A 13,123-nucleotide genomic window follows, 5' to 3' on the forward strand; every position below is an offset into this window, starting at 1 on the left:
CGTTAGCATGCCCACCTCCCAGAGCAGCGAAACCGCTGCCCCCACCTCGGCCGCCGCCGTCGCCGAGGCCCTTGCCATGCCGCCCGCCCCCAAGGGCGAGCCTGCCGGCGAGCGGGGCAGCTGGCGACGAGGTGGGGAGCCCGGCTCCGCGGCGCCCCCCGGGGTGCGACCCGGCCGAACCGGCCGGTTCGGCAAGGCCCTGCGGCGCCCGGAGAGGATCCCGGCGCCGCTTCTGTGTCTGGTCGCGATGTTCCTGGTGCAGACCGGCATCGCCCTGTCCAAGCCGCTGTTCGGCCCGCTCGGGGTCAGCGGCACCACCTTCCTGCGGCTGGGCTTCGCCGCGGTCATCCTGCTCGCCGTCACCCGGCCCAGGCTGCGCGACAAGCGCCCGCGCGACCTCGCCGCGGCCGCGCTGCTCGGCATCGCCTCGGCCGGGATGACCTTGCTGTTCGCCGGAGCGATCGACCGGCTGCCGATGGGCACCGCCGCGACCATCGAGTTCCTCGGCCCGCTCGCGGTCGCCCTGGTCTTCGCCCGCCGCGCCAGCCACCTGCTCTGGGCCCTGCTCGCGGGGGCCGGCGTCATCCTGCTGACCCTGCTCGGCGAGGGGGAGGGCGGCGGCTCGCTCGACCCGGTCGGCCTGCTGTACGCCTTCGGCGCGGCGGCCTGCTACGCGGTGTACATCCTGTTCACCGACAAGGTCGGCGCCACCTTCCAGGGCTTCCAGGGCCTGGCGGTGTCGATGACGGTCGGCGCGCTGGCCCTCGCGCCGTTCGGGCTCGGCCAGGCCTGGGACGGGCTGACCGCACCCGGCGCCTCCCCGCTGGTGCTGCTCGCCTCGGCGGCCGGGGTCGCGCTGCTGCTGCCGGTACTCCCCTACGCGCTGGAGATGACGGCGCTGCGCCGGATGCCCCAGCGGGTGTTCAGCGTGCTGGTCAGCCTGGAGCCGGCGGTCAGTGCGCTGGTCGGGCTGGTGGTGCTCGGCCAGTTGCTGGGTGCGGCGCAGCTGGCCGGGATCGGCTGCGTGGTGGCGGCCAGCGTGGGGGCCACGCTGACCGGGCGGCGCTGAGCGTCCCGGCGCCCTCCGGGGCTGACGGCCCTTACGTCGCCTACCTCGTTTACGGGGCTTACGGGGCTTACGAGGGCGACGTTTACGGCGCTTACGGCGCCTACGGCGCTTACGGCCAGAGCAGGGTGCGCGACCACTCCGGGGCGCGGACCGGGCCGGTGCGGGTGTAGCGCAGCCGGACATGCCGGCGCTGGGCGTCGCCCTGCCAGAACTCCACCTCGTGCGCCCACAGGGTGTAGACCGCGTGGCCGGGCGCGACGGCGTCCGGGGTGGCCTCCAGCCGGCGCCGGGCGACCTTCACCGCCTCGTCGTACTCGGTCAGCCCGCCCAGCGGCTCGCTCTGCCGGCCGACCAGCGCGCCGATCCGGGCGGCGGGCGAGCGGGTGGCGAACTCGGCGGCGGCGACCAGGTCGGCGGCCCGCTCGACGGTGCCGCGGACCCGCACCTGGCGGCCCAGCTGCGGCCAGTAGACGGACAGCGCGGCGGCCGGGTGGTGGGCGAGCTGACGGCCCTTGGGGCTGTCGGCGGCGGCGGAGAAGTTCCAGCCGGTGCCGGCCGAGTCCACGTCGCGCAGCACCAGCACCCGGGCGTCCGGCATGCCGTCGGCGTCGACCGTGGAGAGGGTGAGGGCCTGCGGGTCCAGCACCCCGGCGTCCAGCGCGGTGGCGAGCCAGTCCAGGAACAGCGGGCCGGGCTCGGCGGGGGCGGCCTCGTGGTCGAAGGAGGGCAGCGGGCGGGCCATCGGCGGGCGGCCGAGCAGCAGTTCGGGGACGGACCGCGGTCCGGGCCGACGCTCGTCCAGTGGGGCCGGGCACGCCTGCGGCTGCGGCTCCGGTGCGGGCCTGGCTCCGTCCGGGCCGGTCAGGCCCTCGTCCTCCGCCGCCATCGCGCGCCTTCCTTCCGATTGCCGCGGTCGTCGCCCCGGTCGGGCCGTCCGTTCCGGGCCCGGCCATGTGGAGCGCTGTCGGAGCGCAACCGTACCGCCGTGGACCGACGGCTCCGGGCTCGGGCCCTCGCTGGACGGATCCGGGCCGCTCGCACACGTTCCCGGGCCCGGCGCCCGTGCGGGCCGGAGGCCGCTCGGGACCGGCCGTGCGCCCGGAGCGGTAGCCGCCGCCCGGGCTCCCGCCGACCGGCGCCGGACGCACTCGTGGGCGGTGCCGATGGCGGCACCGCCCACGAGGCCGGTTTCAGCGGTGACCCTTTCCGCCGGCCGGTCCATGCGTTTGTCCGATCTCCCCGGTCCACACCGGGACGGGAGTCCGCCCGGGGACCGTTTCCATCCCCTCCGCGATTGCTCAGCTCACCTGCGGCCGTCCACCTCCGGCGCCCCCGCCGGCAGTGGTGCCGGAGGTGGTCAGCTGAAGATCGGGGTGAAGATGACGTTGACGTTCTTGTTGCCCTGGCCGGCCAGGACGTTGCCCGCGTTGTCCTTCACCGCGACGGTGTTGTTCTGGTTCGAGGCACCGGCGCCGGTGGCCGTCTGCTGGTTGGAGACGTAGTTGCCGTCGACCCCGCCGAAGACGTTGCCGGTGCCGGTGTTGGACACCACGCCGGCGTTGGAGCCGGCCGCGGCACCCGCGCCGTTGTCGGCGGCGGCGACCCCGGCGCCCGCCAGCAGCAGACCGGCCGCGAGCGGCGCGGCGAGCAGGAGCCCGGATACCCGGCGGGTGTTGAAGCGAGCCACATGAGCCTCCAAAAAGCTGTTAATCGTGTATTGGTCGTGCATGGTGCGGGGGTTCGCCGGCCAGACGAACACCTGCGGGCTGCGACGCCGGTAGACAGACTTCCGCAACAAATCGACAAAGCACTAGCCGACGGGGCAGTTTTCGCCCGTTAGCGTGATATCCACCGGGGCCGCGCATAACGGGCGCCACATCGGACAGTGCGCCGACACAGCGCTACTGAGCTGGGACTTTGCCCGAACGGCAGCGACTTTCGCAGCCCGGGGAGCGACGCTTCGGCGCCACACGAACCACCGAGCGCACCACCCCGGCGCAGGCTGCCATGGAACGTGCCCCTGAAAAGTTCGACCACCCTTCCATGTCGACTTTCCAGCCATTCGCAGACCATCAGAAAGTCGTACTGAAATATGGCAAAGAAAGCAGTCACCGAAGGGGTGATGAGACGACGAATCCTGCCGCTCTGAATCCTGCCACTCCGAATCCTGCCGCCCTGAAGATCAGACCATCTTGCCCGGATTGAGGATTCCCAGCGGATCGAAGACCGCCTTCACCTGCCGCTGCAGGTCCAGCCCGACCGGCCCCAGCTCACGGGCCAGCCAGTCCCGCTTGAGCAGCCCCACCCCGTGCTCGCCGGTGATCGTGCCGCCCAGCTCAAGCCCGAGCGCCATGATCTCGTCGAAGGAGCGCTGGGCGCGGGCCGTCTGCTCCGGGTCCGCCGCGTCGAAGATCACGATCGGGTGGGTGTTGCCGTCCCCGGCGTGGCTGACCACCCCGATGGTCAGCGCGTGCCGCTCGGCGATCCGCGCGACGCCGTTCAGCATCTCGGCCAGCCGGGACCGCGGCACCGCCACGTCGTCGATCATCGTGGTGCCCAGCCGGTCCAGCGCGGGCAGCGCCAGCCGCCGGGCCGCCAGCAGCAGATCGGACTCCGCCTGGTCCTCGGCCGGTACCACCTCGGTCGCCCCGGCCTCCCGGCACAACTCCGCGACCCGCGCCAACCCGGCCTCCCGGTCCGGCCCGTCAAAGGCCACCAGCAGCAGCGCCTGGGTCGACTCCGGCAGGCCCATCTGCCCCAGCTCGTTGACGGCGCGGACGGACACCGCGTCCATCAGCTCCATCAGTGACGGGGTCAGCCCGCGCGCCATCACCGCGCAGACCGCCGCACCGGCCGTGTCCGCGCTCGGGAACTCCGCCGCCAGCGCCAGCTGCGGGGCCGGAGCGGGCCGCAGCGACAGCACCGCCCGGACCACCACCCCGAGCGTCCCCTCCGAGCCGACCAGCAGCCGGGTCAGGTCGTATCCGGCCACCCCCTTGGCCGTCCGGCGCCCGGTGGACAGCAGCCGGCCGTCCGCCAGCACCACGTCCAGCCCGAGCACGTACTCGCTGGTGACGCCGTACTTCACGCAGCACAGCCCGCCCGCGCCGGTGCCGATGTTGCCGCCGATCGTGCAGGACTCCCAGCTGGACGGGTCCGGCGGGTAGCAGAGCCCGAACTCCGCCACGGCGCGCGAGAGTTCGGCGTTCACCACGCCCGGCTCGACGACCGCGACGCGGTTCACCGGGTCGATCTCCAGGATCCGGTTCAGCTTCACCAGCGACAGCACGATGCACCCGTCGACCGCGTTCGCCGCCCCCGACAGCCCCGTCCGGGCCCCCTGCGGCACCACCGGCACCCGCAGCTCGGTGGCGGTGCGCAGCACGTGCCGCACCTGCTCGACCGTCTCCGGGAAGACCACCACGGCGGGCGCGCCGGCGACGCAGAAGCCCGCCATGTCATGGCTGTAGGCGGCGGTCACGTCCGGATCCACCACCACCGCCCCGGCCGGGAGGCCCTGCGCCAGTCGGTCCGTCAGATCACCCATCGCCGCCTCCGCTCGCCGCCGCACCGCCGCACCGCCGCCCCTCCGCACTCTGCCCGCCGGGCCGGGGGCGGGCAAGTGGGCCTCCTCGCCGGTCAGGCCCGGCGCAGGGCCGGGGTGGCGAGGGCCGCCAGCCCGGCCGCACCGGTGGCGAGCGCGCAGAGCAGGGTTGGCAGGGCGGCGTCGGCCGCGTCCGCCAGCAGGCCGAGCAGACCGGTGGACAGCACCAGGGCGAGGCTCTGTACCAGCGTCAACAGCGCCTGCACCCGGGAGAGATGGGAGGCCGGCGCACCGCCGAGCACCAACGGCCCGAGGTGACAGGCGAACAGCCCGGACCCGACGCCCGCCACCGTGCTCCCGGCCACCGCGCCCGCCGGGCCGGCCGACAGCGCCAGCAGCGCCGCACCCGCCGAGGCCGTACAGAGCCCGGCCGCCGCCCCGACGCCCGCCCGGCGCAGCCCGCCGCGCCAGGCGACCAGCGCCGCCACCGCGAGCACCCCGGCCGCCTGGCCGCCGGACACCAGCCCGGCCGTCCCGGCCGCCCAGCCGTGCGTGCGGGCGAGCAGCGGTCCGAGCAGCGACACCACCGGCAGCAGCGCCCCGGCGGCCGCGCCGGTGAGCAGCAGCGCCGCCCGCAGCAGCGGATCGCCCAGGGCGAGCCGGACACCGGCCCCCGCCTCCCGCAGCAGGCCCGCCGGAGCCGGGGCCGGACCGTCCGGAGCGGGCCGCCCCTCCGTGGGCCGGACCCGCAGCAGCACCAGCAGCACGACCCCGAAACTCACCGCGTCCGCCGCCGCCGCACCCGCGAGCCCGCCCGCGGCGACCAGCAGACCGCCCAGCGGCGCCCCGAGCAGCACCGCGCCCTGCCCGCCGGCCTGCCGCAGCGCGAGCGCCCGCGGCAGCCGGTCGGCGGGCACCAGCCGGCGCGGCATCGAGCCGCCGGCCGGGAGGTAGCAGGCGTCGACCGTCCCGATCACGCCCGCCGCCGCGACCAGCAGCCCCAGTGGCGCGCCCCGGCCGCCGGCCACCGCGAGCGCCAGTGCGGCGGTCGCGGCCAGCATCACCGCGTCCCCGGCGAGCATCACCCGGCGGGCCCCGAACCGGTCCGCCACCGCCCCGCCCAGCAGGACCAGCACCGTACGGGGCACGGTGATCGCCGTCAGCACCAGCCCGGCCGCGCCGCCGCCGTACCCGGAGGCGGCCCAGCCGAGGGCGAAGAACAACGCGGCGTCACCCAGCAGCCCCACCTGGGTGCCGGCCAGCCACAGCAGGTACGGACGGGGCAGCGCAGCGCGCGGCGGCGGCTCGACGGAGATCGCGGAGGTCATGCCCGGCGACGCTAGGACCCTCGACCGGGTCGAGGGCAACCGCCGGCCCCGGGCACCCGTGCCCGCCGGGCGAGTTGGCCCACCTCGGCCCACCCCGGGAAACACCGAGGGCGGGTGCCGACTTGATGTCGGCACCCGCCCTGAGCAGGTGTGGTTCCCCTACCAGCGGAGAGCGTGGGATTCGAACCCACGGTGACGGGTCACGTCACGACAGTTTTCAAGACTGTTCCCTTAGGCCGCTCGGGCAGCTCTCCAGGCGGAGGTCAGCCTAACGGGTCCGGCCGGGTTCGGTGCACACGATTCCGTGCGCCCGAGGGTCACTGATCGCCGTCCCGCTGGCCGAGCGTGACCTTGGTGGTCATGGTCTGGCCGTTGCGGGTGTACTCGACGTCGACGGTCTCGCCCGGCTTGTGCGTCCAGATCCGGCTGACCAGGGCGGGGCCGTTCTCGATCGGGGCGCCGCCGAGCTTGGTGATGACGTCGCCCGGCTTGAGACCGGCCTTGTCGGCCGCGCCGCCGGGGGTGACGGCCGGCTGGCCCTGGACGTCCTTGGTCTGGATCTGCGCGCCGTCGCCCTTGTAGTCGTCGTTGCGCAGCACGTCGAGCTTGGCGTAGACCGGCTTGCCGGTCTTGATCAGGGTGTCCGCGACCCACTTGGCCTGGTTGATCGGGATGGCGAAACCCAGGCCGATGCTGCCGGCCCGGCCGTTGGCGGAGGCGTTGGACTGGATCGCCGAGTTGATGCCGATCACCGCGCCGCTGGAGTCGAGCAGCGGGCCGCCGGAGTTGCCGGGGTTGATCGAGGCGTCGGTCTGCAGGGCGTTCATGTACGAGGCCTGCGAGCCGGTGTCGTCGCCGGAGGCGACCGGGCGGTCCTTGGCGCTGACGATGCCGCTGGTGACGGTGGACTCCAGGCCGTACGGCGCGCCGATCGCCACGGTGGCGTCACCGACGTTGACCTTGTCGGAGTCGGCCAGCGGCAGCGGCGCCAGCTTGCTCTTCGGCGGGTTGTCGATCTTCACCACGGCGACGTCGTAGCCCTCGGCGTGACCCAGCACCGAGGCGTTGTAGGACGAGCCGTCGGCGAACTTGACGGTCAGTTTGCCGCCGCTGCCGGTCAGGGTCGGCGCGACCACGTGGTTGTTGGTGAGGATGTGGCCCTCGGTGTCGAAGACGAAGCCGGTGCCGGTGCCCGACTCGCCGTTGCCCTGCGCCTTGATGGTGACGACGCTGGGCAGCGCCTTCTGGGCGATGCTGGCGATCGAGCCGGGGGCGGGCTCGTTCTTCTGGGTGTTGCTGGCCTGGACGGTGGTGCTGCGGTGGTCGTCCGCCGAGGAGCTGCTGTTGGTGTGGTCGGTGGCGACCACACCGATCGCGCCGCCCGCGATGCCGGCGACCAGCGCGACGGCCGCGAGCAGGGCCACCAGACCGCCGCGCTTCTTGCGCGGGCCGCCGGGGCCGGTCGGGCCGCCGGGGTACTCACCGGGGTAGCCGAGCGGACCGCCCGGGCCGCCGGGGTAGCCCGCGCCGCCGGAGCCGGCGTCGTGGCCGGCACCCCAGCCGCCGAGCGGCTGGCCGGCACCGAAGGGGTGGTGACCCTGCGCGGCGGGCGCGCCGACGCCCGGGGCGCCGTACGGCTCCTGCGCGTTGGCGGCCGGGACGCCGTACGGCTCCTGCGCGCCGGCGGCGGGCACGCCGTGGCTCGGGGTCGCGTACGGGTTGGTGCCCGGGGTGCCCGGCGGCAGCGCGGGCGCGGCCGGGGCGGGGGCGTGCGCGGCCGGCGCCGGAGCCGCGGCCGGAGCGGGCGCGACGGGCGGCGCGGGCGGCAGGACCGGCGGCGGGGCGTCGATGTAGCCGGTGACCGGGTCGACGGCCGGCTCCTCGACGGCGGGCGCCGCCGGGGCCTCCGGCGCGGGGACCTTGGTGAAGGCGACGGTGGGGTTGTGCCCGCCCTCAGCCGGTGCGGCCGGTGCGGCCGGTGCAGCCGGTGCGGCCGGTGCAGCCGGTGCGGCCGGTGCAGCCGGTGCGGCCGGGACCGCCTCGGCGGCGGGCTCGACGGCCGGCTCGGGGAGCCGGCTGAACGCCATGGTCGGCTTGTGACCGCTGTCCGCCGCGGCGCCGTCGACCGGGGCGTCGGCCGCCTCCGCCGTCGGCTCGGCCACCGGCTCAGCGGCCGGCTCCGGGACCCGGCTGAACGCCATCGTCGGCTTGTGACCGCCCTGAGCGGTGCCGTCGGAAGCGGCTCCGGCCGCCTCCGGGGCCCCGGCGGGCTGCTCCCCCTGCGGCCCGGTGGGCCCAACCTCGCGCTCGGTGCTCACGGACGACCTCCATAGCTGACAGAACCAAGGACCATAGTTTTTCGCACCGACGATTCGATTACCGTAAGGACCCCTCTGAAGAACTCATAAGAATCCTTAGCCGCAACCGACGGCCGGGGCTCCCCACCCCCCGCCGGACGTCCCGCGATGCGGACCGCGCACCCGACGGCCTTTGGCGTTCGTACCCATGCCGGTTAGCCTGTCGCTCCAAACTGACACGCGGGAGCTTGGACCGACCAGGCTGAGAGTGCGCATGTCGACCGTACGCCAGGCGAGTGACCGGCGGACCGTCGAGGGGGCGCTGACCGCCGGAACCTGTCCGGGTAATGCCGGCGTAGGGAGTATCGGCCATGCCGCCTGCTTCGCCATCCTCTTCTCCGGGCGCGCCCGCGTCCAAGGACCTCCCCACTGCCCCGGTGGACTCCGCCGCGGCCACCGCGGTTCCCGACCAGCGCGTCGAGGCGCCGCTGGTCCTGGACACCGAGCCGCCGCGCACCCTGCGCTTCCGCGACCACTTCGCGCTCTGGATGAACCTCGGCGTCAGCCTGATCGGCTTCTCCACCGCCGCCACCGTGCTCGGCGCCAAGGGCAGCGAGCTGTCGCTGGCCGCCGCGGTGACCGCGATCGTGACCGGTACGGCGGTCGGCACCGCGATGCTCGGCGTGGCCGCGCTGATCGGCGCCCGGACCGGCGCCCCGGCGATGGCCAACCTGCGCGGCCTGTTCGGCACCCGGCTGTCCTACCTGCCGACCGTGCTGAACATCGTCCAGTGCATCGGCTGGGGCGTGTTCGAGCTGCTGACCATCGCGGCGGGCGCGCAGACCGTCGCCCACACCACCGGCTACCGCTGGCTGTTCGTGCTGCTCGCGGGCGCGCTGACCACCGCGCTGACGATCTGGCCGCTGGGCTCGATCGCGGTGCTGCGCCGCTTCGTGGCCGGGGCGGTCGCGGTCGCGATGGTGTACTTCACCGTCCAGCTGGGCCGCCAGGGCGTGCCGGACCCGGGCGCGGGCAACTGGCACGGCTTCCTGGGCGCCACCGACGCGATGATCGCGGTGTCGATCTCCTTCGTCCCGATGGCCGCCGACTACACCCGGCACTCGCGCACTCCGCGCTCGGCCTTCTGGGGCAGCTTCTCCGGCTACACCGTCGCCCAGGTCTGGTGCTACGTGCTCGGCCTGATGGCGCTGCTGCAGTCCGACGGCGACCCGAACCGGATCTTCGACTCCTTCCTCGGCGTCTGGGCCGGCTGGCTGTTCCTGCTGGTGCTGGTGCTGCGCGAGACCGACCAGTCCTTCGCCAACGTCTACTCGACCGCGATGTCGCTGCAGAACCTGCTGCCGCGGGTGGACCGCCGGGTGCTGAGCGGCGGGATCGGCGTGCTGATCACCGTGCTGGCGCTGCGGATCGACCGGTTCACCGACACCTACAGCAACTTCCTCGGCCTGATCGGCTCGGTCTTCGTGCCGCTGCTGGCGGTGCTGGCGGTGGACTACTTCTTCGGCGCCGGCCGGCACGGCTGGGACCTCTCCGAGCGGGCGCCGTCCCGCTGGCTGATGCTGCTGCCGTGGGTGCTGGGCTTCGCGATCTACCAGTTCATCGCGCCGACCGCGGTGGCCGGCTGGTGGGTGGACTTCTGGACCTCCGCCCAGGAGGCGCTGCACTTCACCCCGCAGGAGTGGACCTCCGCCTCGCTGTTCGCCTTCCTGGTCCCGGCCCTGGCCACCTGGGCGCTCACCCCGCTGACCCGCCGCGCCGCGCGGGCCTGAGTCCCCGGCAGGCCCCCGGCAGGCCCTGGTACGCCGCGGGAGGCCCCGGCAGGCCCTGGTACGCCCCGGCAGTCCCGGAGGCGGAGCCGGCCCCGCAGGTTGGGACCGTCTTCGCCTCCGCGTCACCCGCGCCCCCTATCGTTGGGGCCGTGACCAGCCCAGACCTGCCCCCGGCGGCGGCGCGCACCGCGCCCTCCGTCCAGGTGATCGCCCACCGCGGTTCCTCCCACGCGCTGCCCGAGCACACCCTCGCGGCGTACCGGCGCGCGCTCGACGAGGGCGCGGACGCCGTCGAGTGCGACGTCCGGGTGACGGCCGACGGCCACCTGGTCTGCGTGCACGACCGCCGGATCGGCCGGGTCTCGAACGGCCGGGGCACCGTCTCCGCGATGACCCTGGCCGAGCTGGAGGCGTACGACTTCGGCGCCTGGAAGACCGGCCGGCCCAGCACCGACCCCGAGCTGCGCGGCGTGCTGCGGCTGGAGCGGCTGCTGGAACTGGTGGTGGACTGCGGCCGCCCGGTGGACCTGGCGATCGAGACCAAGCACCCGGTGCGCTTCCGCGGCCGGGTCGAGGCCGAGCTGCTGCGGACGCTGGAGCGGTTCAAGATCGGCACCGTCCGGGAGGGCGACCGCCCGTCCGCCCGGATCATGAGCTTCTCCTCGATCGCGCTGAACCGGGTGGCCGCCGCCGCGCCCGACTACCGGCGGGTGTTCCTGATCGAACGGATGCTGCCGCTGCTCGGCCGGCTGCGCCCGGGGCAGCCGCTGCCCGGCGGGGCGCGGATCGCCGGCCCGGGCATCGAGCTGATCAAGGCCAAGCCGCAGCTGGTGCCCCGGCTGCGCGAGCTGGGCCACGAGGTGCACGTGTGGACGGTGGACGAGCCGGCCGACGTCGAACTCTGCCTGGAGCTCGGGGTGTCCGCGATCATCACCAACAAGCCCGCCGAGGTGCTGGCGCAGCTCGGGCGGTGATCCCGGTCCGGAAGCACCGCCGTACCGCTGGCACCTGATCACCGTGGTCGGCAAGCAAACCTTCCGCACACGTTATTGCCGGAATTCTTGCGTGCGGGCGACAGAGGGTGAGCGCGGAATGACCTCTTGTCGACCCTGAGTCGCGCCGCCCGAAATGGGCGTGCAGGATCCACCGTTGGTCGTTTCCGACGCATTACCAAGGGGCATCCATCCCTCGGCATACGCTGAAGGAGGTCCGGGGGTGGCGTTGATGGTGGCGCGTGAAGTGCCGACTTCATCGACCATGGCAGTGCCGCACGGCCCAGCGAGTGTCGGGGTCGCACGGCGCCGACTGCGTCGAGATCTGGGTGACCGGCAGATACCGGAACCGGTCATCGATGATGCTGTTCTGATCCTTTCCGAACTACTGAGCAACGCCTGTCGATACGCCCGTCCGCTCGGCCCGCTGCCCGCCCTGGGCCGCGGCGCCCGGGCCGAGGTGGTGGACCAGGTGCTGGTCGGCGTCCCCACCGGGACGCACCCGGCGCCGGGCGGCCGGGAGCGCGAGGACGGTACGACCGAGCCGGACGGCGGCGTGCTGGTCCGCTGGCAGATGCACGCCGACGGCGTGCTGACCCTGGAGGTCACCGACGGCGGCGCGACCACCCGGCCGCTGCCCGCCAGCCCCTCGCTGACCTCGCGCGGCGGCCGCGGCCTGGCCATCGTCGACCAGCTGGCCAGCGACTGGGGCGTCCGCGACGCGCCCGGCGAGGTGACGGTCTGGGCGGCGCTGCCCGCCCGGGCCCGGCACGCCCGGCGCACCGGGGGTGACACCGCCCGCAGCGCGTAGCGGCACGGCGGTCGCTCGGGCGTACGACGGGCACCCGGCGTACGACGTCCGCCCCGGCGCGTTGCCGCGCGCCGGTGGAACGTCAGTAGGCTTCCCGGTGAAATGGACCACCGTCCCCGGGAGAGCCGCAGCATGGGCAAGAAGGCCGCCAAGAAGGCGCCGCAGCGCCAGTCCACCACCACCGTCACGGGCGAGATCCCCGTGGTCGGGGCCCGCGAGGACTGCCCCTGCGGCTCGGGCCGCCGCTACAAGGCCTGCCACGGCCGGGAGGCCTCGCACGCGGTGCAGGAGCTGGTGCACCGCCCGTTCGAGGGCCTGTCGGGCGAGGCGGACTGGGTCGCGCTGCGCGAGCTGGTGCCCGCCGCCACGGTGCCGCTGACGCTGGCCGCCGGGGTGGCCGGGACCGCCGAGGGTGACGTCCCGTCGGTGACCCTGGCCACCGTGCTGCCGCTGGCCTGGCCGGCCCTGCGCCGCGCGGACGGCTCGATCCTGCTGGGCCTGCAGACCCAGTCCTCCTCCGGCGACCTCAGCCGCGACCTCGCGGACGCCCTGGAGCTGGCCCTGGCCACCGAGCCGGGCAGCCCCGTCCCGGCCCGCCGGACCGTCCCGGGCGGCCGCCGCCTGCAGGACCTGCTGGACACCACCGCCGCGTTCGAGCCCACCGTGCACGCCGGCTTCGAGTTCTGGCTGGAGGACGCCGAGACCGCCACCGGCGAGGTCGCCGCCTCGCTGGAGCGCGCCAACGCCTCCGCCATCCCGACCGAGAAGCTCGCCAGCGTCGACGCCGCCTACTGGTGCGGCACCCCGGACAAGAACCACCTGCGCTGGGTGATGACCGTGCCCGAGGATCAGCTGCTGGACGCGCTGGCCCGGCTGAACGCCGCCGGCGAGGCCTCGCTCGGCGCGGACACCCGCCTGGTCGGCTCCTTCCGCGCGCACGGCCTGACCGTCCCGGTGTGGGACCTCCCGCTCGCCATGACGGCCGCCGACTGCGAGAAGCCGGCCGCCGAGTTCGGCGAGCGGCTCGCCGCCGTCCTCGCCGACGCGACCCCGCTGACCGCCGAGGAGCGGCGCGCCCGCGCCAACCTGGTGAACCGTCAGGTCACCTTGAACTAAAGCGCACAGGATCCGGTGATACGCGTCACATTGTCGCCGTGAAGGCGCAATTTCCGGGCCTGGAGGGCGTCTTGGAAATTGGCGCAGGCGCGGATCCTTGTTACTGTCTAAAGAGTCCGGCCGCTGGTGCATCCCCCGTCGCCAGCGGCCGGATCTTTCGTTTTCCGGAACGCCCC

At 74.3% G+C, this 13,123-nt stretch carries 10 protein-coding genes and 1 tRNA gene; 5 read left to right on the forward strand and 6 right to left on the reverse strand.

Features of this window, described 5'->3' with window-relative positions:
- The first annotated feature begins 7 nt into the window (after positions 1–7).
- On the forward strand, positions 8–1,069 hold the full coding sequence (locus ACZ3YL_RS10265) for an EamA family transporter (protein WP_223242550.1): 1,062 nt from the start codon (positions 8–10) through the stop codon (positions 1,067–1,069).
- A gap of 109 nt (positions 1,070–1,178) precedes the next feature.
- Here ACZ3YL_RS10265 and ACZ3YL_RS10270 read toward each other — a convergent pair whose 3' ends face one another.
- From ACZ3YL_RS10270 to ACZ3YL_RS10295, 6 genes are all read right to left on the reverse strand, one after another.
- On the reverse strand, positions 1,179–1,955 hold the full coding sequence (locus ACZ3YL_RS10270; RefSeq protein ID WP_223242551.1) for a pyridoxine/pyridoxamine 5'-phosphate oxidase: 777 nt from the start codon (positions 1,953–1,955) through the stop codon (positions 1,179–1,181).
- A 471-nt stretch (positions 1,956–2,426) separates the two neighbouring features.
- The gene (locus tag ACZ3YL_RS10275) at positions 2,427–2,756 is read right to left on the reverse strand and encodes a hypothetical protein (protein ID WP_188306010.1); all 330 of its coding nucleotides are present in this window, start codon (positions 2,754–2,756) and stop codon (positions 2,427–2,429) included.
- Between the two features lie 495 nt (positions 2,757–3,251).
- Complete coding sequence (locus tag ACZ3YL_RS10280; RefSeq protein ID WP_188306011.1) at positions 3,252–4,616, reverse strand: FAD-binding oxidoreductase; 1,365 nt, start codon at positions 4,614–4,616, stop codon at positions 3,252–3,254.
- Between the two features lie 92 nt (positions 4,617–4,708).
- Complete coding sequence (locus ACZ3YL_RS10285; protein ID WP_465656580.1) at positions 4,709–5,941, reverse strand: MFS transporter; 1,233 nt, start codon at positions 5,939–5,941, stop codon at positions 4,709–4,711.
- 166 nt (positions 5,942–6,107) lie between these two features.
- Positions 6,108–6,195, reverse strand: a tRNA-Ser gene (locus ACZ3YL_RS10290).
- Positions 6,196–6,258: 63 nt separating this feature from the next.
- Positions 6,259–8,259 (reverse strand): S1C family serine protease, encoded by a 2,001-nt coding sequence (locus ACZ3YL_RS10295; RefSeq protein WP_465656582.1) that lies wholly within the window; start codon positions 8,257–8,259, stop codon positions 6,259–6,261.
- Between the two features lie 416 nt (positions 8,260–8,675).
- On the opposite strand from ACZ3YL_RS10295, the gene ACZ3YL_RS10300 reads away from it, so the two are divergent.
- The 4 genes from ACZ3YL_RS10300 (at position 8,676) to ACZ3YL_RS10315 (ending at position 12,947) form a co-directional block, all read left to right on the forward strand.
- A complete protein-coding gene (locus ACZ3YL_RS10300; protein WP_465656584.1) occupies positions 8,676–10,028 on the forward strand; it encodes a purine-cytosine permease family protein in 1,353 nt (450 codons plus the stop codon).
- Positions 10,029–10,177: 149 nt separating this feature from the next.
- Positions 10,178–11,002, forward strand: coding sequence for a glycerophosphodiester phosphodiesterase family protein (locus ACZ3YL_RS10305; RefSeq protein WP_188305788.1), 825 nt, complete (start codon positions 10,178–10,180; stop codon positions 11,000–11,002).
- A gap of 241 nt (positions 11,003–11,243) precedes the next feature.
- Positions 11,244–11,831: an ATP-binding protein gene (locus ACZ3YL_RS10310; protein WP_465656587.1), complete on the forward strand. Its 588-nt coding sequence runs from the start codon at positions 11,244–11,246 to the stop codon at positions 11,829–11,831.
- A 132-nt stretch (positions 11,832–11,963) separates the two neighbouring features.
- The gene (locus tag ACZ3YL_RS10315; protein ID WP_465656731.1) at positions 11,964–12,947 is read left to right on the forward strand and encodes a DUF5926 family protein; all 984 of its coding nucleotides are present in this window, start codon (positions 11,964–11,966) and stop codon (positions 12,945–12,947) included.
- The last annotated feature ends 176 nt before the right edge of the window (positions 12,948–13,123 follow it).

It is taken from the genome of Kitasatospora sp. NPDC023176 (genome assembly GCF_055560495.1).

What these genes read in the sequence shown, in the direction of transcription:
- ACZ3YL_RS10265 (WP_223242550.1), top strand. Translation starts at nt 8, where the DNA reads ATGCCCACCTCCCAGAGCAGCGAAACCGCTGCCCCCACCTCGGCCGCC.
- ACZ3YL_RS10270 (WP_223242551.1), bottom strand. Translation starts at nt 1,955, where the DNA reads ATGGCGGCGGAGGACGAGGGCCTGACCGGCCCGGACGGAGCCAGGCCC.
- ACZ3YL_RS10280 (WP_188306011.1), bottom strand. Translation starts at nt 4,616, where the DNA reads ATGGGTGATCTGACGGACCGACTGGCGCAGGGCCTCCCGGCCGGGGCG.
- ACZ3YL_RS10285 (WP_465656580.1), bottom strand. Translation starts at nt 5,941, where the DNA reads ATGACCTCCGCGATCTCCGTCGAGCCGCCGCCGCGCGCTGCGCTGCCC.
- ACZ3YL_RS10315 (WP_465656731.1), top strand. Translation starts at nt 11,964, where the DNA reads ATGGGCAAGAAGGCCGCCAAGAAGGCGCCGCAGCGCCAGTCCACCACC.